This window comes from Streptomyces sp. H27-H1, assembly GCF_026627445.1.
In the GTDB taxonomy this organism is placed as follows: domain Bacteria; phylum Actinomycetota; class Actinomycetes; order Streptomycetales; family Streptomycetaceae; genus Streptomyces.
On record NZ_JAPNLJ010000001.1, the window covers coordinates 242438 to 267234 of the forward strand.

Consider the following 24797-nt stretch of genomic DNA (forward strand, 5'->3'; position numbering starts at 1 on the left):
CCGCGCCGGGGGCTGCACTTCGTCTGGGGGGTGGAGCGGTACGCGCTGTGCGGTCTCTTTCGGGGACGCGGCTGCCGGTTCAAGGAACAGCTCGCTAGGGCCCCGCTCTAGGCAGAGACCAGACCTTTCGGTCTGCCGTACGGACTGACCAGGGCCGCAAGCGGCTGTCCGCCATCCTCGGCCCGCTCTGCCCCGGGCCCCTTGTCATGCATAAGTGCAGGTCAAAAGACTGCTAGGCCCCCACGCTTTTTCTTGCCTAGGGGGTCTATGCGCCGACCTGATAGCCAAGGTAGGCAGTTCCGGCGTAGCCGTCAAGCCCCCCTCGCGGTATGGTTGCTAGACCCCCTAAGCGCGGAGGCTGTGAATGCACGCGGAGATGCAGCGAGTGGCCGAGGTCGCGGCCCCTGTCGACCGGGCCAAGGCTGCGAGCGACCTGATGACGGACTACCAAGGGCGAGTAACCGAGCTCTCCCGGATCCGGCGGGAGGCCATTGAGGAAGCGTCTGCGGCCGGCATGTCTCAGTCGGAGATCGCCGCCCTGCTGGGCGTCAGCCGTGGCCGGGTCGGACAGCTCGCCTCCCAGGGGCCGCCCCCGGAGCGCGCCTTCTTCGGCACCGACCTCGTGACGATCTCGCTCGGCGGGAAGTATGAGGCGGGCAAGTCCCCCTCCGAGAATCCCGGCGAGGTAGTCGCGAGGGAAGACCTGGGCAACTTCGACCGGATCCGGAAGCTGCTCGCGACGCTCAAGCTGGATGCTCAGTACGAGGTGATTCCGCCTAGCGGCATGGTGAACCTGAACCGCGACAATCACGTGGTGGTCTGCGGTCCGCGCCTTTCGCCGATCGTTGCGCAGGTGCTCGAAGGTGACGACTACCTGCGCTTCGAGAAGGACCACGCTTGGCACTTGGTGGACCTGAAAACTGAGGAGCGTTTCAGGTCCCCAATGGACGAGGACGGCACCGCAGGGGACTTCGGGTACCTGGCTCGGCTCCCTCGTCTCGACGGGCGAGGGACGTTCCTGTACGCGGCGGGGATCCACGCCATCGGTGCAAACGGTGTCGTCCACTGGCTGGAGAACAACTTGCCGGAGCTCTATCGCGAGGTGCGCACTCGCCGCTTCTCGACGCTGATCTCCTGCCGGTACGACCCCAAGACGCTGGAAGTCCTGGAAAGCAAGAGGGTCACCCCGATCTACCGACACGAGGCGTGACATGTACGTGAGCGTTGCAACTCAGGCTGGAAGCCCGGCTCCGAACGAGGATTGGGTTGGCGCCACGTCTTCCCTGGCCGTGGTGCTGGATGGACTAAGCACTGCGGGCTTGGATACCGGCTGTCGGCACGGTGTCCCGTGGTACGTGGCGCAGCTTGGGGGGCACCTTGTCGCAGCGCTCACGGTGGCGGACAAGTCCCTCTCGGAGGGACTGGCTGTGGCGCTGGAACAAGTCGCGGCCCTGCACCCGACATGTGACCTGAGGAATCCCGGAACGCCATCTGCCACCGTGGCACTCCTCCGTGAGCAGGAGGATCGTTTCGACCACCTCGTTCTCGCCGATTCGCCGATCGTGCTTCAGGGGCAAGACGACGTCATCGTGCTCACGGATCTCCGCGTTGACGAGGTCTGTGCGGAGCAGCGGGCCGAGACGGAGCGGTACGAGACCGGAACGCCGGAGCACAGCGCGAGCGTGGCCAGACTCGTGGCCGCGCAGCGTTCGATCAGGAACACGTCCGAGGGCTACTGGGTCGCTTCCGCCCATCCGGATGCCGCATATCACGCCCTGACGGGGAGTACGCCGGCGAATGAGGTCCGTGCGGCCGCAGTCCTATCGGATGGAGCCTCCCGCCTTGTCACCGAGTACCAGATGGCCACGTGGGCGGCTGTCTTCGATGAACTCCACACGCACGGCCCGGCGTCACTGATCGACACTGTCCGGAAGGTGGAGGCCACCGACCCGCACGGGCGGCGGTGGCCTAGGTACAAGGCTGGGGACGATGCCGCCGTGGCCTTCTGTGTAGTGCCTGACTGGCGCGTGTAATTCGATTTTCGGCTACTCCGCATCCGACCTCTTGCGGAGAATGCGAGGTGTCTCGCTCGGTGTGCGTGTTCTATTGTAGAGGTCAATGAAAACCGCCACCTTGGCGCGCAAGGACCAGGGGTCAAATGGTTTTACGATGAAATCAACTGCCCCTCCGGCGTAACCTCGAAAGCTGAGGTGCGGGTCGGGCCCAGACGAGCTGAGGAAAATAAGCGGGATGTCCCGGGTGCTCGGCCTTCTTTTGATGGATTTCGCTAGCTCAAATGCGCTCATCCCGTCCATTTCTGCCGAAAGGATGATGAGCGCTACGTCTGTAATGGCGTCGAGCGTTCGGAGCGCTTTCTCACCAGATGTGGCGGAAATTAGTTTCTGATCGAGGGGGGAAAGTATTGCCTCCAAGGCCAGGAGGTTTTCCTTACTGCTGTCGACAAGGAGAATCTCTGAGGGTGTCCTGGGCGTCGATTCCGTGGCGGCCGGCTGTGCCTCGATGGCTGCGAGTTGACGTTCGAGTAGCTCACACCGCTGCTCAGCTGCAGCGTGGCGGGTTCTTGCTGCCTCAAGCTGGTCTTGTAGTTGCTTCACGGTGAGTCTTAGGCGATCACGCTCAGTCTTGAGGGTGGTGAATCTTGAAGAGTGGATTTCCAACTCTCCTGACAGCTCTATGACTTGCTGACTTCTGCGTACCTCCGCCTGGCTGAGTTGTAGTTGTAGGTCGGCAATGCGGCGATGGCGTTCCTGAAGGGCTTCGGTAATCACCTGACGTTCCAGGGCGGCGGTGCGTGAGTCTCGATCGGCTTCGGCCAATTGGTCTTGTAGGATTTGTACCGCATGGCTTGGTGAGTTGCTGGACTTCAGTGCGCTTTGGTGAAGACTCTTCAATACGAAAATGGCTTCAGGTGTGGGGCTAGTTCCGAGTTCCTCGGTGGTGTCGGCGAGCAGGGCCGCGACGAAATCCCATGGTGGAACTCGGGTTCCATTGAGATATCGAGAGACCGATCCGGCGTCCCGGTTCCGGCGAGCAGAATAGCGGCGCACGGAAACGTGCAGGCGAGTGAATAGCTCGCGCATCGCTGTGCATAGTTTGTGTGCCTCGGGAGATATTTCTCCCGTAAGCGGTAGTAGCTCCCCCACCTTGATGACCCTTCGTCTTCGTTGCCAAAGCCCTGGCAACACCGTTGCGCCTGTCGCAACACTTCGGTCACGGCTCAATGTGAACGCACCGCACTACGGCGGCATACAGAAAGGTACTGCGCCATGCGTTCGCCTATGCAGTGGATCGACCTGATTGCCTGCGCTTCGGTGGTGGGTGTCGGTCTCGGCCTGGTCGCCGTGGACGTTCGACCTGACGTCGTGATCACCGTGACCGTAGGGCTCTCAAGCCTCTACTCGACTTGGGCCAAGGGTGTCCTGAGGGCCGAGGCGCCGGGAGACCGAGGCTCAAAGCCCTGACTCTCGTCGGCATTCATGCGCCCAGCCGCTGGTGCCGCTGACATCAGTCGATGACATCAACGTGCGTGCACACCGGCGTACAGGCACGGCCGAGCGGCCACGTTGGGACGTGCACGACTGAGGATGCTGCGGTGGTCCAGCCGTAAGTTCGCATGAGGGCACGCGCCTACGGATCAGAAGGTTGCAGGTTCGAATCCTGCCGAGTGCACAGCCCAAGAGGCCCCCCGGTTCACCGGGGGGCCTCTTGCGTTGTCCTTCTCCTCTTTCCTCTCGCCCCTGCGTCCTGTGGGTCCTGTCCGGTCATCTGTGTCCTCCCTGTACTCCTCAGTGATGAGGCCTGGCTCCGGGGGACTACGGGGAGAGATGGCTCTGGCGGGGGACGCCGGGTGACGGAGGGCCCGGATACGGTTTCTTGGAGATCGACTCGCGAGGGGCCGACCCTCCCGGGACCGGCTCGCCGGGAAAGCAGGGGGAACTCACATGGGACTTTTCGGGAATGCGCACGCCGTGGATCCGGCGTCGGCGCACCGCGAGTACGCACGGCTGCTGGGGCAGGGGGAGCAGGTGCACGCCGCGTATCTGCTGATCCGCGACACGATCCTGTTCACCGACCGGCGGCTCGTGCTCATCGACAAGCAGGGGCTCACGGGGAAGAAGGTGGAGTACCACTCGATTCCGTACCGGAGCATCACGCACTTCTCGGTGGAGACCGCCGGCCACTTCGATCTGGACGCGGAGCTGAAGATATGGCTCTCCGGGAGCTCGGCGCCGATAGCGAAGACCTTCACCAAGGGCGTCGACATCTACGAGGTCCAGGCGATCCTGACGCAGTTCGTCGCCCGGTAGCCGGCCCGGGAGGTCGACCCGAATGCCGTTCGGTCTCGGGGCGCCATTTCAGGATCAGGTACCGTCTCCGCGAGGCTTTGCAGGGACGTGGGAGGAAGTTCGGTGGACGACATCGACCGGGCGCTGATCCAGCGCCTTCAGGAGGACGCGGGCCAGCCGTATGCGGCGCTGGCGGCTTCCGTCGGGCTCTCCGCGGGCGCCACCCACGAGCGCGTACGCAAGCTGCGCGAGCGGGGGGTCATCCGGCGCACGACGGTCGAGGTGGATCCGGCGGCCGTCGGCAGCGGGGTACTGGCCTACGTCATGGTCGACTCCACGGCCTGGATGGGCGACTCGCGGGCCGCCTTCGAGGACATCGCGGAGATCCAGGAGGCGCACATCATCGCCGGTAGCGCCTCCGTCATGGTCAAGGTCCGCACGGCCACCACCGAGCAGCTGCAGGACGTCCTGCGCCGGCTCTACGCCATCGACGGTGTCAGCGGGACGCAGGCCACCGTCGTCCTGGAGACCTTCTTCGAGCGACCGCTCCCTCTGTGACCTGGTGGTGCACCGGGCTCCGGTGGGTTGACGGCAGGCCCGCCATCGGCTGGTACGGGCGGGGACCGGGTGGGGGAGAGCGCACCAGCCTCCTCCAGTACGGGCAGCCGCTCGCCTTCGCCGCCCGGGGAGAGCGCCACTGCCTCGGCGTGCGGCGGGCCGGGCGGCGGACGCCGTGCCCGACGGAGCGGACCGTGCCCGGCCGGACGGGGAACGCCCAGTGCCCCGAGTGCGCCGGCCTGGACCGTTCCTTCTCGGTGGCGGCCGATACCAACGCCGGAGATCCGCGTACCTACCGGGTGTACCTCGCCTGGTTCGGGGCCGGGCTCGTCAAGGTCGGCATCACCGCCGAGGAGCGCGGGACCGCCCGGCTCCTGGAACAAGGGGCGGTGGCCTGGGCCTGGCTGGGGCGCGGGCCGCTGATGGCCGCCCGTCGCACCGAGGAACTGCTGCGGGCCGCGCTCGGAGTGCCCGACCGGATCGCCTATGTCCGCAAGCGGTCCGTGCGGGGAGAGTTGCCGCCGGGGCCCGAGCGGGCGGCGGAGGTCGCCGCCCTGCACGCACGGGCGGCCGCGCTGGACGGGTGGCCGGAGTCGCTGGAGAGGCTGGAGTGCGAGGTGACCGACCACGCCGGGGCGTTCGGGCTGGACGCGCTGCCCGCCCCCGCCCGGATGATCACCGAGATGGCGCCCGGCGGGACCGTGGCCGGGCGGCTCGTCGGCGCGGCAGGGCCCGATCTGCACTTCGCCGACGGGCTGGTGGTGGACACCCGGCTGCTCGCGGGGTGGGAGCTGGTGGCGCCCGGAGAGGGCAGCGCCACCGATGTGCCCGTGGCCGGGATCCCGACCGCCGTGCGGGAGCCCGCCGCGCAGGACGGGCTGTTCTGATCCGGCCCGGCGCGATCCGACGGGCTCGCCGATGGCGAGCAGGGGTGCAAGGTCAAAACTTGGATCCCTTTGGCTTCCCGTGCCGATTTCCGGTGGACATGCCTGGCCCGGGCCGCAGAGGGTGGTGGGCATGACCATCCAGCCCGTACAGGCCTTCGAACCGCCTTATGTGATCAGTGTTTTCACCAGTGTCCGGACCGTCGAGGACAGCGGATATCCCGAGACGCTCGACCGGATGAGCGAGCTCGTGGGCGCCAATCCGGGCTTCCTCGGCTACGAGTCCGCGCGCACCCCCGGCGGACTCGGAATCACCGTCGCCTACTTCCGCGACCACGAGTCCCTCGCGCTCTGGCGCAAGGACATGGAGCACCAGGCGGCGATGAAGCAGGGCCGCGCCGACTGGTACGAGAGCTACACGCTGCATATCGCGACGGTCGAGCGGAGCCACGGCTTTGTCCGCGACGACGGCTGAGGCCGTCCGGGCCTTCCGGGAACGGCTCGGGGTGCCCGGGCTGGTCGACGTACACACCCACTTCATGCCCGAGCGGGTCCTGGACAAGGTGTGGGACTACTTCGACGCGGTAGGCCCGCTGACCGGCGTCGAGTGGCCCATCACCTATCGGCACGAGGAGGAGCAGCGGGTGGCACTGCTGCGGGAGTTCGGGGTCCGGGCCTTCACCGCCATGCTCTACCCGCACAAGCCGGCCATGGCGGCCTGGCTCAACTCCTGGTCCGCGGACTTCGCCGCCCGCACCCCCGACTGCCTGCACACCGCGACCTTCTTCCCGGAGGACGGGGCGGGGGACTACGCCCGCCAGGCCGTCGAGGCGGGGGCCCGGGTCTTCAAGGCACACCTCCAGGTGGGCGGCTACGACCCCACCGACGACCGGCTCGACCCGGTCTGGGGGCTGCTCGCCGAGGCCGGGATCCCGACGGTCGTGCACTGCGGTTCGGGTCCCGTCGCGGGGAAGCACACCGGACCCGAGCCGATCGCCCGGCTGCTGGCCCGCCACCCGCGGCTGCCGCTGATCGTCGCGCACATGGGGATGCCGGAGTACGCCGACTTCCTCGACCTCGCCGACCGGTACTCCGAGGTCCGCCTCGACACCACCATGGCCTTCACCGACTTCTCCGAGCAGTTCAGCGGCTTCCCGCCGCAGGACCGCGGCCGGCTCGTCGACCTCGGCGACCGGATCCTGCTGGGCACCGATTTCCCGAACATCCCCTACCCCTACGAGCACCAGCTCGAGGCCCTGGAACGGCTCGGCCTCGGCGACGACTGGCTGCGAGCCGTCTGCCACGACAACGGAGCCCGGCTGTTCCGGCTGGCCTGAGGGGCGGGCGGGGTTTCTCAGGGAATTCACAGGTTCAGGCAAGATCGCTCTCACGGGCGGCGGCCAGCGTGTACGCATGACTGCGACGACCACTTCCCACGCGTCCACGTCCGCCAGCAACCACACGGCCCTCGTCCGGCCCGACGGCAGCCCCTGCCGGGTACTCGTCGTGGACGACGAGGCCGCCCTCTCCGAGCTGCTCTCGATGGCCCTGCGCTACGAGGGCTGCGAGGTCCGCAGCGCGGGCGACGGGGCGGGTGCGGTGCGCGCGGCCCGTGAGTTCCGGCCCGATGTCGTCCTCCTCGACATCATGCTCCCCGACATGGACGGGCTGGCCGTCCTCGGCCGCCTGCGCCGGGAGCTCCCGCACGTGCCGGTGCTGTTCCTGACCGCGAAGGACTCGGTCGAGGACCGCATCGCGGGCCTGACGGCCGGCGGCGACGACTACGTCACCAAGCCCTTCAGCCTGGAGGAGGTCGTCGCCCGGCTGCGCGGCCTGGTCCGGCGCTCCGGTGCGGCGCAGGCCGCGCGCGGCGGGTCGGTGCTGGAAGTCGGCGACCTGCGGCTCGACGAGGACAGCCACGAGGTGACCCGGGACGGCCAGGAGGTCCACCTGACCGCGACCGAGTTCGAGCTGCTGCGCTACCTGATGCGCAACCCGCGCCGGGTGCTGAGCAAGGCGCAGATCCTGGACCGCGTGTGGTCGTACGACTTCGGCGGCCAGGCCAACGTCGTCGAGCTGTACATCTCCTACCTGCGGCGCAAGCTGGAGAGCGGTACCGGCCGCCCGCCGATGATCCACACTCGGCGCGGCGCCGGCTACCTGATCAAGCCGGCCGAGTAGTGGCGGCCCGCCCGCACCGGCCGTCCCGTCGTGCGAGCGAGGCCGCCGAACCGCAGGACGTACGAGGACCCGCGGGCTCCCGCCGCCCCCGTCGGCCGGGCCGCCCCGCGCGTCCCGGCGGCCCCCGCCGCCCCAGCCGGAACCGGCGGCCCTGGTCGCTGCGGACCCGGCTCGTCGTATCGGCGGTGGCCCTCATCGCCGTCGTGGGCGCGGCCATCAGCACCGTCACCACCGTCGCCCTGCGCTCGTACCTGGTCGACAAGGTCGACGAGCAGCTGCGCGTCTCCGTCGAGATGGCCAGCCGTCCCAACGTGGGCAAGATGACCCGGGAGAGCAACCTCGGCATCGTCCTGGCGCCCGGATCCCCGTTGGGCGCCGCCGGGGTCCGCCTCGACGCGGCGGGCAGAACGGTCGACAGCGTCCGCAGCCAGCGCAGTGCCGGAACGGCCGGCGCCGGCGGCGGCGGATCCGTTCCCGGCGACCATCCGCCCCTCACCGCGGAGCAGGCCTCCGCCCTCGCCGGGGCCGCCCGCAAGGCAGCCGGTGGCTCCCCCGGCGACCCGGTCGAGCTGCACCTGCCCGGCCTCGGCGGATACCGGTCGCTGACCGCGCCCGACGGCAGCATCGTCCTCGGCTTCCCGCTCACCGAGGTCGACTCCACCGTGCACACCCTGATCGCGGTGGAGGTCTTCGTCACCCTCGCCGGGCTGATCGCGGCCTCCCTCGCTGGACAGGCCCTGGTCGGCGTCGCCCTGCGCCCGCTGCGCCGGGTCGCCGCCACCGCCACCCGGGTCTCCGAACTTCCCCTGCACAGCGGCGAGCCCGACCTCCACGAGCGGGTCCCCGACGCCGAGGCCGACCCCCGCACAGAGGTCGGGCAGGTCGGTGCCGCCCTCAACCGGATGCTGGGCCACGTCTCCTCGGCCCTGACCGCACGCCAGCAGAGCGAGACCCGGGTCCGCCAGTTCGTCGCCGACGCCAGCCACGAGCTGCGCACCCCGCTGGCCTCGATCCGCGGCTACGCCGAACTGACCCGCCGGGGCCGCGAGGAGCCGGGCCCCGACACCCGGCACGCCCTGGGACGTATCGAGTCCGAAGCCACCCGGATGACCGGGCTGGTGGAGGACCTGCTGCTGCTGGCCCGGCTCGACGCGGGCCGCCCGCTGTCCACCTGTGACACCGATCTGGCCCCGCTCGTCGTGGACGCCGTCAGCGATGCCCGTGCCGCCGGCCACGACCACCACTGGCGCCTGGAGCTCCCCGACGAGCCGGCACGCGTTCACGCCGACCCGGCCCGGATCCAGCAGGTACTGGTGAACCTGCTGGCCAACGCCCGTACGCACACGCCGCCAGGCACCACCGTCACGGCGCATGTTTCACGTGAAACATCCGCCGTCCGGCTCCGGATCGAGGACGACGGCCCCGGCATCCCGTCGGCACTGCTGCCCCACGTCTTCGAGCGCTTCGCCCGCGGCGACGCCTCCCGCTCCCGCTCGGCGGGCTCCACCGGCCTCGGCCTGGCCATCGTGCAGGCCGTGGTCTCGGCCCACGGCGGCCACGTCGGCGTCCGCAGCACCGCCGGCCGCACCTCCTTCGAGGTCCTGCTCCCCCTCGCCGACTCCCCGGCCGACCCCACGACCGAACCCGCGATCGGCACCACGACCGAACCCAAGACCGGCACCACGGTCGAACTCCCGGCCGGCACCACTCCCGACCGCCTCCCCACCCCCGCCGCGCAGCCGCACTCACAGACGGGCCACAGGGTCACCACACAGCGGTGACAGCCCGGCCCGGGAGGGTCGGGGCATGCCTACCGACACCTCTCCCGGAGCGCTCCCGGTACGGGCACCCCTCGCTCCCGTACCGGGCGAGGCCGTCCTCGACGTGGTGATCCCGGTCTTCAACGAGGAGACGGACCTCGGTCCCTGCGTGCGCAGGCTGCACGAGCACCTCACGCGGACCTTCCCGTACCCCTTCCGCATCACCATCGCCGACAACGCGAGCACCGACCGCACCCCCGAGGTCGCGGCCGCCCTCGTCGCCTCCGTGGCCGGGGTACGCAGCACCCGGCTGGAGCAGAAGGGCCGCGGCCGGGCCCTGCGCACCGTGTGGGGGGACTCGGACGCGCCCGTCCTCGCGTACATGGACGTGGACCTCTCCACCGACCTCAACGCCCTGCTGCCACTGGTCGCCCCGCTGATCTCCGGGCATTCCGACCTCGCCATCGGCACCCGCCTGGCCCGCTCCTCGCGGGTGGTCAGGGGAGCGAAGCGGGAGTTCATCTCCCGCGCCTACAACCTGCTCCTGCGCTCCTCGCTGTCCGCCCGCTTCAGTGACGCCCAGTGCGGGTTCAAGGCCATCCGCCGCGAGGTCGCGACCCGGCTGCTGCCGCTCGTGGAGGATTCCGGCTGGTTCTTCGACACCGAGCTGCTCGTCCTCGCCGAGCGGGCCGGCCTGCGGATCCACGAGGTCCCGGTGGACTGGGTCGACGACCCCGATTCCACCGTTCACATCGCCCGGACCGCCGCGGAGGACCTCAAGGGCGTCTGGCGGGTCGGCCGGGCGCTGGCCGTCGGCGCGCTCCCGCTGGACCGGCTCGCCCGCCCCTTCGGAGACGACCCGCGCGGGCTGGCCCGCCAGCTCCTGGGCTTCTGCGTGGTCGGCGTCCTGTCCACCCTGCTCTACCTGCTCCTCTACTCCGCCGCCCGGACCGCCGCCGGCCCCCAGCTCGCCAACGCCGCCGCGCTGCTGCTCTCCGCCATCGCCAACACCGCCGCCAACCGCCGGCTCACCTTCGGCGTCCGGGGCCGGGTCCGGGCCGTGCGCCACCAGGCCCAGGGGCTCGTGGTGTTCGCCATCGGCCTGGCCCTGACCAGCGGATCGCTCGCCGCCCTCGGGGCCGCCAGCACCGAGCCGGGGCACAGCACCGAGCTGGCCGTCCTGGTCACCGCCAACCTCGCCGCCACCGTCCTGCGGTTCCTGCTCTTCCGCGCCTGGGTCTTCCCCGAACGGCGCGCCACTCCCGCGAAGGAAGATCCCCGATGACCACGGCAGCACTGCCGCTCCACCCACCCGTACCGCCGGCCCGGCCCCTCGGTGCCCGCGCGCACACCGCCCGGCCCGGCTGGGAACGCCCCGCCTACCTCGGGCTGCTCCTCGCCACCGCCGTCCTGCTGCTGTGGGACCTGGGAGCCTCCGGCTACGCCAACTCCTTCTATTCCGCCGCCGTCCAGGCGGGCGGCGAGAGCTGGAAGGCCTTCTTCTTCGGCTCCTCCGACGCCGGGAACTCCATCACCGTCGACAAACCCCCGGCCGCCCTGTGGCCCATGATGCTGTCCGTCCGGCTCTTCGGGCTCGGTGCCTGGCAGATCCTCGTCCCCCAGGCGCTCATGGGCGTCGGCACGACGGCCGTGCTCTATGCCGCCGTACGCCGCCAGTTCGGCCCGGCGGCGGCCCTGATCAGCGGAGCCGTCCTCGCGCTCACGCCCGTGGCCGCGCTGATGTTCCGCTTCAACAACCCCGACGCGCTGCTGACCCTGCTCATGACCGTCACCGTGTACTGCGTGCTCCGGGCCCTCGACGGCGCGCACACCAAGTGGCTCGTCTGGGCCGGGGTGGCGGTCGGGTTCGCCTTCCTGACCAAGACACTGCAGGCCTTCGTCATCCTGCCGCCCCTCGCCGTGCTGTACGGGGTCTGCGCGCCAACCCGGCTGCGCAGGCGCCTCGGGCAACTGCTGCTCTCCGGGCTCGCGATGGTGCTGGCCGGCGGCTGGTGGGTGGCGGTCGTCGAACTGTGGCCCGCCTCCTCCCGCCCGTACATCGGGGGATCGCAGAACAACTCCTTCCTGGAGCTGACCCTCGGCTACAACGGCCTCGGCCGGATCAACGGCGAGGAGACCGGCAGCGTCGGCGGCGGGGGCCGCGCGGCCGTCGAAGGCGCCGCGGGGGGCGCCCCCGGTGGCGGTGGCGGGATGAGCTGGGGAGAGACCGGCATCGACCGGCTCTTCTCCTCCAACATCGGCGGCCAGATCGGCTGGCTGCTGCCCGCCGCGCTGATCCTGCTCGTCGCGGGCCTCGTGGTCACCTGGCGTGCCGGCCGGGCCACCGACTCGCTGGAGGGCATGGCCCGTGCGGCCTTCCTCGCCTGGGGCGGGGCGCTGCTGATCACGGTGCTGGTCTTCAGCTACATGCAGGGCATCTTCCACGAGTACTACACCGTGGCCCTGGCTCCCTACATCGCAGCCCTGGTCGGCATGGGCATCGCCGTCCTCTGGGAGGAGCGGGGCAGCCGGGCCGGGTCCCTCACGCTGGCGGGGACCCTGGCTCTCACGTCGTACTGGGCCTTCGTGCTGCTCGGACGCTCCGCGGAGTACGTGCCGTGGTTGCGCTGGTTGATCCTCACTGCCGGACTCGGCACGGCCCTGCTGCTGCCGTTCGCCGCGCGGCTGGGGCGCCGCAGCGCACTCGGCGTGGCGGCAGCCGGCCTGGGCGTGTCCCTGGCCGGACCCCTCGCGTACTGCCTGACCACGATGACCACCCCGCACACGGGCTCGATCGTCACGGCGGGTCCCGCGGTCGCGGGCGGCCGGGGCGGCCCCGGCGGAGGGATGCGCGGCTTCGAGATGCCGGGCGGCGGCGGGATGCCCGATGGGGGCGGCGGAGCCGCACCCCAGGGCATGCCCCCGGGCGGAGCCGCACCCGGCGGCCAGGCCCCCGGCGGCCAGGCCCCCGGCGGCCAGGCCCAGGGCGGTCAGGTCCCGGGAGGCGACCAGCCCACCGACGGCGGCCGGAGCCGCACCGGCGGCGGTCCGGGGGGCGGCGGCATGGGCGGTCTGCTCGGCGGGACGAAGACCAGCGTCGAGGCCACGGCCGCGCTGCGCGCCGACGCCGACCGGTACACGTGGGCCGCGGCTGCCACCGGCTCGCAGAACGCGGCGAGTTACCAGCTGGCTTCGCAGAAGCCGGTGATGGCCATCGGCGGCTTCAACGGCAGCGACCCCTCGCCGACCCTGGAGAAGTTCAAGGAGTACGTGAGCGGCGGGAAGATTCACTACTTCATCGGCCAGAGCAGCGCGGGAGCCGGCGGCGAAGTCGGTGGCGCCGCCGAGACCGGCACCGCTGCCCGCGGCGGGGGCGGCCCCGGCGGGGGCGCGAGCAGCTCCATCGAGACCTGGGTCGAGGCCAACTTCAAGGCCTCCACGATCGGCGGAGCCACTTTCTACGACCTCACCGCGCCGACGTCCTAGGCGTCCCAGCTGGACCAGTTGGCCGGGCCGCCCGCGGAGGGGTGACCCGGCCGGCTTCGTTCACCGGCCCCGGCGGCCCTGCCAGTACCCGCAGGGCCGCCGGGGCCGGAGACGGTACGGCTACTCCGCCGAGGCGGCGGCCGGCTCCTGGGCCGCCGGCTTCGACCTCAGGGCTACCTCCTTGATGAACACCACCAGCACCAGCGCGAGCAGCGCGGTGGGGGCGGCGTAGAGGAAGACGTCGCCGACGCCGTGCCCGTACGCGGACTCGACGACCGTGCGGAACGGCTCGGGAAGCTTGTCGAGGTCGGGGATCCCGCCTCCGCCGGTACCGCCGTGCCCCATCGCGGCCGCCTTGGGGCCGAGCTCGGTGAGACCGTCCTTGACGTAGTGGGTCACCCGGTTGGCCATGACCGCGCCGAGTGCGGAGACGCCCACCGCGCCGCCGAGGGAGCGGAAGAAGGTGACGACCGAGCTGGCGGCGCCGAGGTCCTCGGGGGCCACCTGGTTCTGGGCCGCCAGGACCAGGTTCTGCATCATCATGCCGAGGCCGAGACCGGTCAGCACCATGAAGATCGCGATGTGCCAGTACGCGGTGTCGTAGCGCAGGGTGCCCAGCAGGCCGAGTCCGGCGGTCAGGAGCACACCGCCGGAGACGAGCCAGGCCTTCCACTTACCGGTCTTGGTGATCACCTGACCGGAAACAGTGGAGGAGACGAAGAGCCCGCCGATCATCGGAATCGTCAGGATTCCGGACATCGTCGGGGACTCGCCGCGGGCCAACTGGAAGAACTGGCTGAAAAACACAGTGCCCGAGAACATCGCGATGCCGACGAAGAGCGAGGCCGCCGAGGACAGGCTGATGGTCTTGTTGCGGAAGAGGCGCAGCGGAATGATCGGGTCGCTCGCCCGGGACTCGACGAGCAGGAAGAGCAGGCCGAGGACGAGCGCGCCACCGGTCATCGCCCCGGTCTGCCAGGAGATCCAGTCGTACGAGGTGCCGGCCTGGGTCACCCAGATCAGCAGCGTGGAGACGGCGCCGCTGATCAGGAAGGCGCCGAGCCAGTCGACCTTGACGTCGCGGCGGACGACGGGCAGGTGCAGGGTGCGCTGGAGCACGATCAGGGCGATGAAGGCGAAGGGGACGCCGACGTAGAAGCACCAGCGCCAGCCCAGCCAGCTGGTGTCGGTGATGACCCCGCCGAGCAGCGGTCCGCCGACGGTGGCGACGGCGAAGACCGCGCCGAGGTAGCCGCTGTACCGGCCGCGCTCGCGCGGGGAGATCATCGCGGCCATCACGATCTGGGCGAGGGCGGAGAGTCCGCCGACGCCGATGCCCTGGACCACGCGGCAGGCGATGAGCATGCCGGTGTTCTGGGACATGCCCGCGACCATCGAACCGACGACGTAGATGACCAGGGATATCTGGACCAGCAGCTTCTTGCTGAAGAGGTCGGACAGCTTGCCCCACAGCGGGGTCGTCGCCGTCATCGAGAGCAGGGCGGCCGTCACCACCCAGGTGTACGAGGACTGGGTGCCGCCGAGGTCGCCGATGATCTGGGGCAGGGCGTTGGAGACGATCGTGGAGGACAGGATCGCCACGAACATGCCGAGCATCAGCCCGGAGAGCGCCTTCATGATCTGCGGGTGGGTCATGGGCGGGCCGTCGGACGCGGTCTCCGGCCGGCCGTCTCCCCGCACACCGGTGGGTGTGGTCGTAGCCATGTGTTTCCTTCGGTACTAGAAGCTCGATCGGAGTCGGGCCAGCAGGATGTTGAGATGGTCGATGTCCGCGTCGGACCAGCCGGCCAGGGCCTTCTGCAACGCGGTGGTGTGACGCGTGCCGAGCTCGGTGAGGAGCGCGCGGCCCGTTGGGGTCAGGCGCAGGATCCGGCAGCGGGCGTCGTCGGGGTCGGTGTCGCGGGTGATCCAGCCGCGGTCGGCGGTGTGCGCGACGTGCCGACTGGTCACGGAGATGTCGATGGCCAGGTACTCGGAGAGGCGGCCGAGCCGCATCTCGCCGTGGCGGTCGAGCACCGTGAGGACGGCGGCCGAACCGGGCGGGCAGTCGGAGGGCAGGCTGCGGGCGAGGTCGCGCTTGACGGCGCCGATGCCGGTGAGCTGACGGGCCAGTTCCGCGTAGCGCGTGGCCGATCGCGTGGCGGGCGTGGCAGGCGTGGCCGATGCGGGCGGTGCGGGCAGCGCAGGCAGTTCAGGCAGCGCGGGCGGTACGGGCAGTGCGTGCGGTGTGGTCGATGCGAGCGGTGTGGTCACCGGGACCCCCCTCCGAATGTCGTTGCTTCGGGCAACCATAGAAGCAGATGGTTGTTACAGGCAAATGAATCGGGGGGCTGGGCGGTAAAGGAATCGGAAAACCCGCTAGGGTCCTGCGCATGGCTGCGAATCACGACTCGAACCACAACTCACCTGTACCCGAGGGCGACTACGACCCCGCGGGCAGTACCCAGATGTTCCGGGCGTTCGTCGACGAGCCGGTGCCGGCCCCCGCCGTCCCGGGCTCGCGCATGCAGAACCGTGCCGCGCGCAAGTCCGGACCGGGCGCCGGCCTGTGGATCGGCGTCGGCATCGCCGCGGTGGTCCTGATCGCCGTGGTGGCCTGGCTCGCGCTCTGAGGGCCGTGCGCTGAGGCGCTCTGAGGGCCGTGCCCCAAGGGTCGCGCTCTGAGGCGCCCCGAGGTGGGTGTCGCCCCGCGGTCCGGCCGCCGGCTCAGTTCCAGGTGGCCGTGACCTTCTGGGTCTCCACACGCATGCCCAGGGGGACGCGCCAGGACTCGACGCAGATCCGGTAGGTCTGCGTCTTCTTCGCGCCGCCCGCGATCGGGGCGGGCAGCGGCTGGGTCGAGGTGATGGTGGCCCAGTCGACGCCCAGGGCGCCGATGATGTGCGTCGCGAAGCTGACCGTGCCCGAACGGGCAGCCTTGCCACCGGTGTTGGTGAAGGTCACCGTGACCTGCTCGCACCAGCGTTCCGCCGTCGCGGTGCGGGTCGGTGTGCCGATGCTCAGCTTCGCCGGGGTGGCCGGAGGTGGCGCCGGGGCCGTGGGTCCCGGCTTCGGGGGCGGGCTCGACGGAGTGCCCGGAGTACCCGGAGTGCCGCCCGGGGTGGTGGGAGGGGTCGTGCCCGGGCCGGTGCCGGGCGGGTTTCCGGAGCCGCCGGGGCTGGTGGACGTGCCTCCGCCCGTGGCGCCGCCGGGGGGCTGGGAGCCGGGGACGCCGGTCGGCGTACCGCCCGGGACCGCGCCCGAGGAGCCTGCCGGAACATCGGCCGAGGTGCCGGCCGACGCGCTGATGGAGGACGCGGAGGATCCCGGCGCCGCCTGCGGGAGCGCCTGGAACTCGACTCCGGCCTTCGGCGCGACGTTCTCCCCCGCATCCCGTTCCGGACTCAGGGCAGCCGCGCCCACGGCCACGTAGCCGTCGCGCGCCGGGCCGCCGCAGCCGGTCAGGGCGGCGGCAGTCGTGGCGCACAGGACGAGGATGGCAGCTGGCCGGGATGCTCTTGGCATCCCGGCAGTTTTCCTGACGTCTCGTCAATTGGGAAGTGGCTGCGGTGGATTGCCCCGGTGCACCGGTACGCCGGTACACCGTCGGACGGGGCGGCTACTCGCCGATCAGGCCGACGCGGAGCTGCGCGAGGGTGCGGGTGAGCAGCCGGGAGACGTGCATCTGGGAGATGCCGACCTCTTCGCCGATCTGGGACTGCGTCATGTTCGCGAAGAACCGGAGCATGATGATCTGCCGCTCCCGGGGCGGGAGTTTGGCCAGCAGCGGCTTGAGCGACTCGCGGTACTCGACGCCCTCCAGCGCGGTGTCCTCGTACCCGAGCCGGTCCGCGAGGGAGCCCTCGCCGCCCTCGTCCTCGGGAGAGGGCGAGTCGAGCGAGGAGGCGGTGTACGCGTTGCCCACGGCGAGGCCGTCGACGACGTCCTCCTCCGAGACCCCGAGCACGGCCGCGAGCTCCGGCACGGTCGGCGAGCGGTCCAGTTTCTGGGCGAGCTCGTCGCTGGCCTTGGTGAGGGCCAGACGCAGCTCCTGGAGCCGGCGCGGGACGCGCACGGACCAGGAGGTGTCCCGGAAGAACCGTTTGATCTCACCGACGACCGTCGGCATGGCGAAGGTCGGGAACTCCACGCCGCGTTCGCAGTCGAACCGGTCGATGGCCTTGATCAGCCCGATCGTGCCGACCTGGACGATGTCCTCCATCGGCTCGTTGCGGCTGCGGAAGCGGGCCGCGGCGTAGCGCACCAGGGGGAGGTTCAGCTCGATCAGGGTGTCGCGTACGTACGTCCGCTCGGGACTGTCCGCTTCGAGGCCGGCGAGCCGGTGGAAGAGGGAGCGGGAGAGGGTTCGGGTGTCGATCCGGGTGTCGATGGCTTCCGAGCGGTGGGACACTGCCGGCGCTTCACGCTGCTTGACGAGCGTGAGCACCTTGGAGCTGCCCTGGTCTACGGACATGCCACCCCCTTGAGGTCGCGGACGGTCGCGCTTCTCTGCGTGCCCGTCGGAGGAACGCAGCCTCCACCTGAATACCGGAGGCGGGGCTGCGGCAAACGCGGTTCCAGCAGAATGTCACATGTCGGCAACACGCTGTAGCGCCATGTCGACAAGTATCTCCAGCGACAGAACGCGATAGACCTGCTCTAGGGCGGGAAAATGCCGGTCTGTCGGGAATCGTGTGGATTGATCTCCACTCGATCCGGCTAAGCCTCGATCCTGTTTGCGGATCGCAGCCGGGCGAAGCTCCGGGCGAGGAGCCGGGAGACGTGCATCTGGGAGACGCCGAGCTCGGCGCTGATCTGCGACTGCGTCAGGTTGTTGTAGTACCGCAGCAGGAGGATCCGCTGCTCGCGCTCGGGCAGCTGTACGAGCAGGTGGCGCACCAGGTCGCGGTGTTCCACGCCGGCCAGCTCGGGGTCCTCGTAGCCGAGGCGGTCGAGCAGTCCGGGAAGCCCGTCGCCCTCCTGGGCGGCCTCCAGGGAGGTCGCGTGGTAGCTGCGGCCGGCCTCGATGCAGGAGAGCACCTCGTCCTCGCCGATGCGCAGCCGCTCGGCGATCTCGGGGGTGGTGGGGTTGCGGCCGTGGAGGGTGGTGAGGTCCTCGGTGGCGGCGTTGACCTGGACCCACAGCTCGTGGAGGCGTCGCGGGACGTGGACGGTGCGGACGTTGTCGCGGAAGTACCGCTTGATCTCGCCCACGACGGTCGGCATCGCGAAGGTCGGGAACTGCACCCCGCGCTCGGGGTCGAACCGGTCGATCGCGTTGATCAGCCCGATCGTGCCGACCTGGACCACGTCCTCCATCGGCTCGTTGCGGCTGCGGAAGCGGGCGGCCGCGTACCGGACGAGCGGGATGTTGGCCTCGATGAGGGCCCCGCGGACCCGGCTGTGCTCGCTGGTGCCCGGCTGCAGGTTCTTCAGCTGCCCGAAGAGGACCTGGGTGAGGGCCCGGGTGTCCGCGCCCCGGCTCGGAGGTCTGGGGGCGACCGGGAGCTCCCCGGGAGCCTCCTGCTGGGGCGGTACGTGGGACTCCTGCGGCGGTGCCTGCGCCGGGTCCCGGTGCGGTTCCTGTGGGTGCTCCTGCTGCGGGTCCTGCTGGGGCGGCACCTCAGGCGCAGTACTGGCCGGCACGGTCACGCCACCCCTTCACGTCACGTCATCAACTCATCCGTCAAAAGCGGTCATAGCATCACAAGACATGTGCACTGTGTGCAAGCACCTCATATCTCCGTGTTGAGGGCGAGTTGGACATACCCGGGCATCATGCCCCGTGTCCGAGAACGCAAAAAGCCCCCCACCCGTCGGAGTGGGGGGCCGGAAAGTCCGGAAACCGCTTCGGCGTACGGGTTCAGCGCACCAGTTCGGTCATGAAATCGCCGATCGCCGTTGCGGCATCCGAGATGCCTTGGAAACCTATTTTCACCATATCGGCGGCTTTTTCGGGCTGAGTGATGATGACGAAGAGGACGAAGACGACGAGGGCGCCCGAGAGCAGCTTCTTGGTATCCACGTGCGCTGTCGGCCTCCCCAACCGGTCCTGCAAGGTCGGGGGAGTCTATCCGCTCGCGTTCGAACACTCACCTGCCCTTTAGGGACCAATGACCTGGCGGAGCGGGCCCTTTGCCGGTGTGCCGACGGCCTCGGACGGCGCAGTATTGAACACGAGCCCACCGGTTCTGGCAGGAAATCGGTGAGCGAGGGACAGGACCTCACTGCGGGGTCCGAGCCGCAAGCTTCCCCCCTGACTGCGGCTTGGACTGGCAGGTTCCGTCCTCATCGGGGGAAGTGGCTTGTCCCCCCGATGCCACTTCCCCCGTCCCAACCGTTGAAGGTCCCGACTCAGGTCGGGGCCTTCTTCGCGTTGTCCGCCGAACGGTTTCCGCCCGGTTCCCGCCCGGCTACTCCAGGCCGCCGGCGAGGTCGGTGATCGGCTGGACCGGGGCGATCACGGGCGCGAGCTGGTTCGGCAGCTCCATCAGCTGGTTGAGCTGGTTCAGGCCGCCGCTGACCTGCCCGCCGATCTCCTGTACCGAGGACGGGGAGGCGCCCTCCGGCACGCCCTGCGGCGCCGGCAGGTCGGGGAGGGTGAGGGGGGCGATCGGGGCGGCGGAGGCGGCGGGAGCCGCGAGGCCCGCGGCGGCCCCCGCGAGGGCGAAGGCGGCGAGGATGCGCTGGGTCTTGGTCATGCCGTGACAACGGCCGAGGGCGCGGGCGGTCACGCGGGTGTCCCCCGGAAGCCGGATGCCTGCAGCCGAACGCCGAGCGGCAAACGGCAAACGCCGAAAGCCCCGACCCTTGCGGGGCGGGGCTTTCGATCAGTGCGGTAGCGGTGGGATTTGAACCCACGGATAGCTTGCACCATCACACGCTTTCGAGGCGTGCTCCTTCGGCCGCTCGGACACGCTACCGAGAGAGAGCTTAGCCCAAGGAGACCCGTGCTCTGAAATCCATACCTCAGAGCTCGCGGAAGAAGTCCGTGAGCTGTCGGGCGCACTCCCCCGCGAGCACACCGGCGATGACCTCGGGCCGGTGATTGAGCCTGCGGTCCCGTACGAGGTCCCACAGCGACCCCGCGGCGCCCGCCTTCTCGTCGGACGCCCCGTAGACGACCCGGGCCACCCGTGACTGCACGAGGGCGCCCGCGCACATCACGCACGGCTCCAGGGTCACCACGAGGGTGCATCCCGGAAGCCGCCATTCCCCCAGGGCGGCGGCCGCCCGGCGCAGCGCCAGTACCTCGGCGTGCGCCGTCGGGTCGCCGGTCGCCTCCCGCTCGTTGTGCCCGGCGGCGAGGAGCTTGCCGTCCGGGCCGAGCACCACGGCGCCGACCGGCACGTCGCCGGCCGGCACCGCCCGGGCGGCCTCCTGGAGCGCCAGGCGCATGGAGTCCTGCCACGGGTCCCGTACGGGATCGGGTGCGTACGGGGTGGGCTGCGGGGTGTGGTGGTGCGCGGGGACCACTAGCGGACGGCCTCCAGTACCTCGGTGGCGCCGAGGGATTCGGCGATCTCCGAGAGCGCGTCCCCGTTCAGGGTCATCAGTTGTCGGTTGCTGACCCCGAGGTCGTCGAGCAGCCTTGGGTCGCCGAGCGGGCCGGCGGGTGCCGGTTCGGCGCCGGCCCGGACATCGTCGTCCGCGTCCGTGTCGTCAGGGTTCTCCTCGTCTCTGTCGGCGGGGTCGCCGTCCGGGTAAGAGGCGGTGACCTCGTCCTCGCCGTCCTCGGTGCCGTCGAGGTCCAGCTCGTCGAGTTCGTCGTCCTCTTCGTCCTTGCCGAGCAGTTCGTCGGTCAGCATCGACCCGTAGGAGCTGCGGGAGGCGGCGGAGGCGTTGGACACGTAGTAGCGCGGGTCCTCTTCACCGTCCACCCGGACGACCCCGAACCAGGTGTCCTCCTGTTCGATGAGGGCTACCACCGTGTCGTCGTCGACAGAGGCGGAGCGGGCGAGATCGATCAGATCACTCAGGGACTCGACGACGTCGAGTTCCATGTCGCTCGCTTCCCACCCGTCTTCGGTGCGCGCGAGCAGTGCGGCGAAATACACCGTGACTCTCCCACTGGTCGTAGGCGTGCCGGTTGGAGGTCCCCCCGGCCGGAGGTGGGTGGGGGTGGAACGGCTGTCGTGCTCGCCGTTTCGTAACCCCGCCCAGTCGGCATCGTGGCAGAAACGGAGCCATTGCGAGAGGTCTTCCGCACCGTGGCGCTGGCCGCGCGTGTTGTACGGGGCCTCGAGCTGGGGGCGGGACGGCGGCCGGGCGGCGGCCGGGGACCCGGCGCGTCGGGTCCCCGGCGGGACTCGGGCGGGGCCTCCCGGCAGGGCTCACCAGCGGAAGGTGCGCATGCGCATCTGCTGGCGCATGCGGGCGGCGCGGGCGCGTCTGGGCTGGACCCGGTCACGCAGTTCCCGGGCTTCGTGCAGGTCACGGAGGAACTGCGCGCGCCGGGCTCGGCGCTGCGCCGTGGTCTCCAGTGGCTCGTGATCGTCGTCGGGCATGGGTCACCAACCCTGGCTGGTCCGGTCCGTCCCCCGAACCCCCACCTTCCCTCGGACCAGCCGTTTGATGCCAGCTTCCGCCATGACCATGAATGGATTCGGTCCGATTGCGACAATCCCGGCGAGTTCGGTCGCGGCGGCTACGCGGACCCTTCCGGGGACTCGGAGAGGGTCGGGACGACCGCCACCGGCCCGTGGGCGTGCTGCAGCACGGCGTTCGCGACCGAGCCGATCATCAGCGACCGGATGTGCCGGCGCGGGTGGTGGCGGCCCACGACGACCAGCGCCGCCGAGTTCGAGGTGGCGACCAGGCGCCCGGCCGCGTCCCCGGGCACCGCGGCCTGTTCGACGCTCACGCCGGGGTACTTCGCCCGGAACGGTGCGAGCCGCTCGGACTGCGAGCGCAGCATCTCCCGCTCGGCGGGCACCGCGTTCTCGTCCTCCCCCACCAGCGCCTCCGGCGGGATCACCGCGAACGGGCTGTCGATCACCATCGTCGGCGACGGCGGGATGCTGTACGCCGAGACCACCTGGAGGCCGGTCCCCCGCGCGGCGGCCTCCGTGAACGCGAACTCCAGTACGTTGTCGGGCGTCTCCGCGGCGTGCAGTCCGAGCACCACCCGGCCGGCCGAGGGCTGGGCGGCCACCTCCACTCCACGCGCCTCGTGCGCGACCACGACCACGGGGCAGGCGGCGCTGGTGGCCACGGCGCGGCTGTTCGAGCCGAGCAGCAGCGAGGCGAAGCCGCCGCGGCCCCGGGAGCCCATCACCAGCATCCGGGCACCCTCGCCGACCTGCCGCAGGGCTTCCGGGACGGAGCCCTCCAGGGACTCGTAGCGGACTTCGGAGGGCAGCGGGCCTCCTGCGGCCAGGTGGGCCCGTATCCGCGCGCTGACGGGGTCCTCGGTGCCTTCGGGCTCGGCGGCGTCGTACAGCGAGGAGCGGCGCGCCGCGTACAGCTGGGCACTGTCGGACAGCACGTGGGCGACGAGGAGCCCGGCGCCGTGGCGTACTGCCGCGGCCCTTGCCCACTCCAGGGCCTTGAGGCTGTGTTCGGATCCGTCGACGGCGGCGATCACCATGGGGTGGGTCATCCGTCCAGCGTGCTGGGGGTCCGGGCGGGCCGCATCTCCAGGGGTTTGCGGGCGTGGCTGCCGCTTCGGGCACGAACGGGTGGGCACAGCGCGTAGCCTTTTGGGTGTGGGTCGCGTGTTTGCGGCCGTTTGCGCAGGTCGCAGGTGGAAGCCTGGCAGCTGAGTCTTGGAGGATGTTGTGCGTTTGCAGGTCGTGGATCACCCGTTGGTGGCGCACAAACTGACCACCCTGCGCGACAAGCGCACCGACTCCGCCACCTTCCGGCGGCTCGCCGACGAGCTGGTGACCCTGCTCGCGTACGAGGCCACCCGGGACGTGCGCACCGAGCAGGCCGACATCGTCACCCCGGTCGGTCCGACCACCGGCGTGAAGCTCTCCTACCCGCGGCCGCTGGTCGTACCGATCCTGCGCGCCGGTCTCGGCATGCTCGACGGCATGGTGCGGCTGCTGCCGACCGCCGAGGTGGGCTTCCTCGGCATGGTCCGCAACGAGGAGACCCTGGAGGCCTCCACGTACGCGACACGCATGCCGGAGGACCTCTCGGGCCGCCAGGTCTACGTGGTGGACCCGATGCTCGCCACCGGCGGCACGCTCGTCGCGGCGATCAAGGAGCTCATCAAGCGCGGTGCGGACGATGTGACCGCGGTGGTGCTGCTGGCCGCGCCCGAGGGCGTCGAGATCATGGAGCGCGAGCTGGCGGGCACGCCGGTGACGGTGGTGACGGCCGCGGTGGACGAGCGGCTCAACGAGCACGGATACATCGTGCCGGGGCTGGGCGACGCGGGCGACCGCATGTACGGCTCGGCCGAGTAGCCCGGCTTCCCCCTCAGGGGGTCAGCACTTCTTGGCGGGCGCGGGCTGGGGGTTGGCCAGGACGGCCAGTGCCTTGTCCGCGTCGGCCTTCGGGGTGAGCTCCTTGAAGGCGTCGCCCAGGATCAGGTCGATGTCCGTGCTCTCGCGGGTGTCGGTCTGCTGGGTGGCGCCGGCGAGGTTGGTGCCCAGGACGGAGAAGGCGGCCTTGTCCGTCTGGGGCGAGCCGACCAGTATCCCGGCGCCCGGCACCTTCTTGTCGAAGTCGGCGGGGGCGTTGCCGACCTTGCCGATGATGAAGCCGCGGTTCTTCAGCTCGTCGCCCACGGCCTTGGCCAGGCCCGCGCGCGGGGTCGCGTTGTAGACGTTGACCGTGATCCCGCCGGGCGGCGGGAGCGCGACCTTCGGCGCGGCGGCGGCGGTGGAGCCCGCCTTGGGGGCAGGTGTGGCGCAGTTCTTGGCGGCGGCGGTCTTGCGTTTGTTCGCGTCGCCGCCGAACACGTCGATGAGCTGCACGGCTCCGTAAGCGATCAGGGCGAGCCCGATGATCGATCCGAGCACCATGAGGACGATCCGGCGGCGGCGTCGAGGGCGGGACATGCGGGGGTAAGCCGCTCCCGTGACCTTGTACTTTCCGCCCATGCCAGGGGGAGTGAGCATGCTCATGTGCGCAGCGTAATGCCGACTGCTGCCGATGCCCACTGAATCATCTGTTGATAGGGCAAGGCTGACCCGAAAGGCGCAACCAGGACCTATCCGGCAGCCGGACAGAGCCTGTCAGACAGTCGTTCGGGGCGTGTCGGCCAACCGCTCGGAGCCGTCGGGCCACCGCTCGGGGCCTGTCCGGCGCTCCGGGGCGGGCGGATCAGCCCAGTTCGAGGACGCGCGCGTGCAGCACCTGGCGCTGCTGGAGCGCGGCGCGGACGGCGCGGTGCAGGCCGTCCTCCAGGTACAGGTCGCCCTGCCACTTCACGACGTGTGCGAAGAGGTCCCCGTAGAAGGTCGAATCCTCGGCGAGCAGCGTTTCGAGGTCGAGCTGGCCCTTGGTGGTCACAAGCTGGTCGAGCCGGACCGGGCGCGGGGCTACATCCGCCCACTGCCGGGTGGTTTCCCTGCCGTGGTCGGGGTACGGCCGCCTATTTCCGATGCGCTTGAAGATCACACGGAAAGCCTACCGGGCAGGGGCCTGCGGGCGCAGCCTTGCGATGA

General features: G+C 70.3%; 27 protein-coding genes and 1 tRNA gene. 13 read left to right on the forward strand and 15 right to left on the reverse strand.

Annotated features, from left to right (window positions below):
* Positions 1-364: 364 nt before the first annotated feature.
* Both OTB20_RS01135 and OTB20_RS01140 read left to right on the forward strand, forming a co-directional pair.
* A complete protein-coding gene (locus OTB20_RS01135) occupies positions 365-1210 on the forward strand; it encodes a sigma factor-like helix-turn-helix DNA-binding protein (protein WP_267814558.1) in 846 nt (281 codons plus the stop codon).
* A gap of 184 nt (positions 1211-1394) precedes the next feature.
* Positions 1395-2033 carry a hypothetical protein gene (locus tag OTB20_RS01140; RefSeq protein ID WP_324290318.1) on the forward strand — a complete coding sequence of 213 codons (639 nt, stop codon included), beginning with the start codon at positions 1395-1397 and terminating at the stop codon, positions 2031-2033.
* Between the two features lie 12 nt (positions 2034-2045).
* Here OTB20_RS01140 and OTB20_RS01145 read toward each other — a convergent pair whose 3' ends face one another.
* The gene (locus OTB20_RS01145) at positions 2046-3101 is read right to left on the reverse strand and encodes a response regulator (protein ID WP_267814562.1); all 1056 of its coding nucleotides are present in this window, start codon (positions 3099-3101) and stop codon (positions 2046-2048) included.
* Between the two features lie 861 nt (positions 3102-3962).
* Between OTB20_RS01145 and OTB20_RS01150 the strand changes: the two genes are divergently transcribed.
* The 9 genes from OTB20_RS01150 (at position 3963) to OTB20_RS01190 (ending at position 13176) form a co-directional block, all read left to right on the forward strand.
* On the forward strand, positions 3963-4328 hold the full coding sequence (locus tag OTB20_RS01150; protein WP_254381969.1) for a PH domain-containing protein: 366 nt from the start codon (positions 3963-3965) through the stop codon (positions 4326-4328).
* Positions 4329-4430: 102 nt separating this feature from the next.
* Positions 4431-4865, forward strand: a complete 435-nt coding sequence (locus OTB20_RS01155) for an Lrp/AsnC family transcriptional regulator (protein WP_267814563.1) — start codon at positions 4431-4433, stop codon at positions 4863-4865.
* On the forward strand, positions 4862-5752 hold the full coding sequence (locus tag OTB20_RS01160) for a DUF2797 domain-containing protein (RefSeq protein ID WP_267814564.1): 891 nt from the start codon (positions 4862-4864) through the stop codon (positions 5750-5752). The genes OTB20_RS01155 and OTB20_RS01160 overlap by 4 nt, the downstream gene beginning before the upstream one ends.
* A gap of 130 nt (positions 5753-5882) precedes the next feature.
* On the forward strand, positions 5883-6224 hold the full coding sequence (locus tag OTB20_RS01165) for an antibiotic biosynthesis monooxygenase family protein (RefSeq protein ID WP_267814565.1): 342 nt from the start codon (positions 5883-5885) through the stop codon (positions 6222-6224).
* A complete protein-coding gene (locus OTB20_RS01170) occupies positions 6205-7086 on the forward strand; it encodes an amidohydrolase family protein (RefSeq protein WP_267814567.1) in 882 nt (293 codons plus the stop codon). Before OTB20_RS01165 ends, OTB20_RS01170 begins: the two co-directional genes overlap by 20 nt.
* A 76-nt stretch (positions 7087-7162) precedes the next feature.
* Positions 7163-7930: a response regulator transcription factor gene (locus tag OTB20_RS01175; protein WP_267814569.1), complete on the forward strand. Its 768-nt coding sequence runs from the start codon at positions 7163-7165 to the stop codon at positions 7928-7930.
* Positions 7931-8115: 185 nt separating this feature from the next.
* Positions 8116-9711, forward strand: coding sequence for a sensor histidine kinase (locus OTB20_RS01180; protein ID WP_267814570.1), 1596 nt, complete (start codon positions 8116-8118; stop codon positions 9709-9711).
* A gap of 25 nt (positions 9712-9736) precedes the next feature.
* Positions 9737-10975, forward strand: coding sequence for a glycosyltransferase (locus tag OTB20_RS01185; protein ID WP_267814572.1), 1239 nt, complete (start codon positions 9737-9739; stop codon positions 10973-10975).
* Positions 10972-13176 (forward strand): ArnT family glycosyltransferase, encoded by a 2205-nt coding sequence (locus OTB20_RS01190; RefSeq protein ID WP_267814574.1) that lies wholly within the window; start codon positions 10972-10974, stop codon positions 13174-13176. Before OTB20_RS01185 ends, OTB20_RS01190 begins: the two co-directional genes overlap by 4 nt.
* A gap of 120 nt (positions 13177-13296) precedes the next feature.
* Here the strand turns inward: OTB20_RS01190 and OTB20_RS01195 are convergent, their stop codons facing one another.
* A complete protein-coding gene (locus tag OTB20_RS01195; RefSeq protein ID WP_324290319.1) occupies positions 13297-14901 on the reverse strand; it encodes an MDR family MFS transporter in 1605 nt (534 codons plus the stop codon).
* Positions 14902-14916: 15 nt separating this feature from the next.
* Positions 14917-15378 (reverse strand): MarR family winged helix-turn-helix transcriptional regulator, encoded by a 462-nt coding sequence (locus tag OTB20_RS01200; protein WP_267814698.1) that lies wholly within the window; start codon positions 15376-15378, stop codon positions 14917-14919.
* Positions 15379-15569: 191 nt separating this feature from the next.
* On the opposite strand from OTB20_RS01200, the gene OTB20_RS01205 reads away from it, so the two are divergent.
* Positions 15570-15809 carry a hypothetical protein gene (locus OTB20_RS01205; protein WP_267758953.1) on the forward strand — a complete coding sequence of 80 codons (240 nt, stop codon included), beginning with the start codon at positions 15570-15572 and terminating at the stop codon, positions 15807-15809.
* A gap of 94 nt (positions 15810-15903) precedes the next feature.
* Here OTB20_RS01205 and OTB20_RS01210 read toward each other — a convergent pair whose 3' ends face one another.
* The 10 genes from OTB20_RS01210 to OTB20_RS01255 all read right to left on the reverse strand — a co-directional run bounded on the left by OTB20_RS01210 (position 15904) and on the right by OTB20_RS01255 (position 22777).
* Positions 15904-16701 carry a hypothetical protein gene (locus OTB20_RS01210; protein ID WP_267814575.1) on the reverse strand — a complete coding sequence of 266 codons (798 nt, stop codon included), beginning with the start codon at positions 16699-16701 and terminating at the stop codon, positions 15904-15906.
* A gap of 94 nt (positions 16702-16795) precedes the next feature.
* The gene (locus tag OTB20_RS01215; RefSeq protein WP_267758955.1) at positions 16796-17650 is read right to left on the reverse strand and encodes an RNA polymerase sigma factor SigF; all 855 of its coding nucleotides are present in this window, start codon (positions 17648-17650) and stop codon (positions 16796-16798) included.
* Positions 17651-17895: 245 nt separating this feature from the next.
* Positions 17896-18828, reverse strand: a complete 933-nt coding sequence (locus tag OTB20_RS01220; RefSeq protein WP_420716291.1) for a SigB/SigF/SigG family RNA polymerase sigma factor — start codon at positions 18826-18828, stop codon at positions 17896-17898.
* Between the two features lie 211 nt (positions 18829-19039).
* Entirely contained in the window at positions 19040-19201 is a 162-nt protein-coding gene (locus OTB20_RS01225; RefSeq protein WP_267758958.1) for a hypothetical protein, read from the reverse strand.
* A 388-nt stretch (positions 19202-19589) separates the two neighbouring features.
* Positions 19590-19910 (reverse strand): hypothetical protein, encoded by a 321-nt coding sequence (locus tag OTB20_RS01230; RefSeq protein WP_267814577.1) that lies wholly within the window; start codon positions 19908-19910, stop codon positions 19590-19592.
* Between the two features lie 102 nt (positions 19911-20012).
* Positions 20013-20099, reverse strand: a tRNA-Ser gene (locus tag OTB20_RS01235).
* A gap of 46 nt (positions 20100-20145) precedes the next feature.
* Positions 20146-20574, reverse strand: a complete 429-nt coding sequence (gene tadA, locus OTB20_RS01240; protein WP_267814699.1) for a tRNA adenosine(34) deaminase TadA — start codon at positions 20572-20574, stop codon at positions 20146-20148.
* A gap of 77 nt (positions 20575-20651) precedes the next feature.
* On the reverse strand, positions 20652-21233 hold the full coding sequence (locus tag OTB20_RS01245) for a hypothetical protein (protein ID WP_267814578.1): 582 nt from the start codon (positions 21231-21233) through the stop codon (positions 20652-20654).
* A 276-nt stretch (positions 21234-21509) separates the two neighbouring features.
* On the reverse strand, positions 21510-21683 hold the full coding sequence (locus OTB20_RS01250) for a hypothetical protein (protein ID WP_243341832.1): 174 nt from the start codon (positions 21681-21683) through the stop codon (positions 21510-21512).
* 140 nt (positions 21684-21823) lie between these two features.
* Positions 21824-22777, reverse strand: coding sequence for a universal stress protein (locus OTB20_RS01255; RefSeq protein WP_267814579.1), 954 nt, complete (start codon positions 22775-22777; stop codon positions 21824-21826).
* A 178-nt stretch (positions 22778-22955) separates the two neighbouring features.
* Between OTB20_RS01255 and upp the strand changes: the two genes are divergently transcribed.
* The gene (upp, locus tag OTB20_RS01260; RefSeq protein ID WP_267758966.1) at positions 22956-23591 is read left to right on the forward strand and encodes a uracil phosphoribosyltransferase; all 636 of its coding nucleotides are present in this window, start codon (positions 22956-22958) and stop codon (positions 23589-23591) included.
* 21 nt (positions 23592-23612) lie between these two features.
* Here the strand turns inward: upp and OTB20_RS01265 are convergent, their stop codons facing one another.
* Together OTB20_RS01265 and OTB20_RS01270 are read right to left on the reverse strand one after the other, a co-directional pair.
* On the reverse strand, positions 23613-24254 hold the full coding sequence (locus OTB20_RS01265; protein ID WP_267814580.1) for a LytR C-terminal domain-containing protein: 642 nt from the start codon (positions 24252-24254) through the stop codon (positions 23613-23615).
* 199 nt (positions 24255-24453) lie between these two features.
* Positions 24454-24750: a type II toxin-antitoxin system VapB family antitoxin gene (locus OTB20_RS01270; protein WP_112446725.1), complete on the reverse strand. Its 297-nt coding sequence runs from the start codon at positions 24748-24750 to the stop codon at positions 24454-24456.
* Positions 24751-24797 lie beyond the last annotated feature (47 nt).

What these genes read in the sequence shown, in the direction of transcription:
- OTB20_RS01135 (WP_267814558.1), top strand. Translation starts at nt 365, where the DNA reads ATGCACGCGGAGATGCAGCGAGTGGCCGAGGTCGCGGCCCCTGTCGAC.
- OTB20_RS01145 (WP_267814562.1), bottom strand. Translation starts at nt 3,101, where the DNA reads ATGCGCGAGCTATTCACTCGCCTGCACGTTTCCGTGCGCCGCTATTCT.
- OTB20_RS01150 (WP_254381969.1), top strand. Translation starts at nt 3,963, where the DNA reads ATGGGACTTTTCGGGAATGCGCACGCCGTGGATCCGGCGTCGGCGCAC.
- OTB20_RS01165 (WP_267814565.1), top strand. Translation starts at nt 5,883, where the DNA reads ATGACCATCCAGCCCGTACAGGCCTTCGAACCGCCTTATGTGATCAGT.
- OTB20_RS01175 (WP_267814569.1), top strand. Translation starts at nt 7,163, where the DNA reads ATGACTGCGACGACCACTTCCCACGCGTCCACGTCCGCCAGCAACCAC.
- OTB20_RS01185 (WP_267814572.1), top strand. Translation starts at nt 9,737, where the DNA reads ATGCCTACCGACACCTCTCCCGGAGCGCTCCCGGTACGGGCACCCCTC.
- OTB20_RS01190 (WP_267814574.1), top strand. Translation starts at nt 10,972, where the DNA reads ATGACCACGGCAGCACTGCCGCTCCACCCACCCGTACCGCCGGCCCGG.
- OTB20_RS01195 (WP_324290319.1), bottom strand. Translation starts at nt 14,901, where the DNA reads ATGGCTACGACCACACCCACCGGTGTGCGGGGAGACGGCCGGCCGGAG.
- OTB20_RS01205 (WP_267758953.1), top strand. Translation starts at nt 15,570, where the DNA reads ATGGCTGCGAATCACGACTCGAACCACAACTCACCTGTACCCGAGGGC.
- OTB20_RS01210 (WP_267814575.1), bottom strand. Translation starts at nt 16,701, where the DNA reads ATGCCAAGAGCATCCCGGCCAGCTGCCATCCTCGTCCTGTGCGCCACG.
- OTB20_RS01215 (WP_267758955.1), bottom strand. Translation starts at nt 17,650, where the DNA reads ATGTCCGTAGACCAGGGCAGCTCCAAGGTGCTCACGCTCGTCAAGCAG.
- tadA (WP_267814699.1), bottom strand. Translation starts at nt 20,574, where the DNA reads ATGCGCCTGGCGCTCCAGGAGGCCGCCCGGGCGGTGCCGGCCGGCGAC.
- OTB20_RS01250 (WP_243341832.1), bottom strand. Translation starts at nt 21,683, where the DNA reads ATGCCCGACGACGATCACGAGCCACTGGAGACCACGGCGCAGCGCCGA.
- OTB20_RS01255 (WP_267814579.1), bottom strand. Translation starts at nt 22,777, where the DNA reads ATGACCCACCCCATGGTGATCGCCGCCGTCGACGGATCCGAACACAGC.
- OTB20_RS01265 (WP_267814580.1), bottom strand. Translation starts at nt 24,254, where the DNA reads ATGAGCATGCTCACTCCCCCTGGCATGGGCGGAAAGTACAAGGTCACG.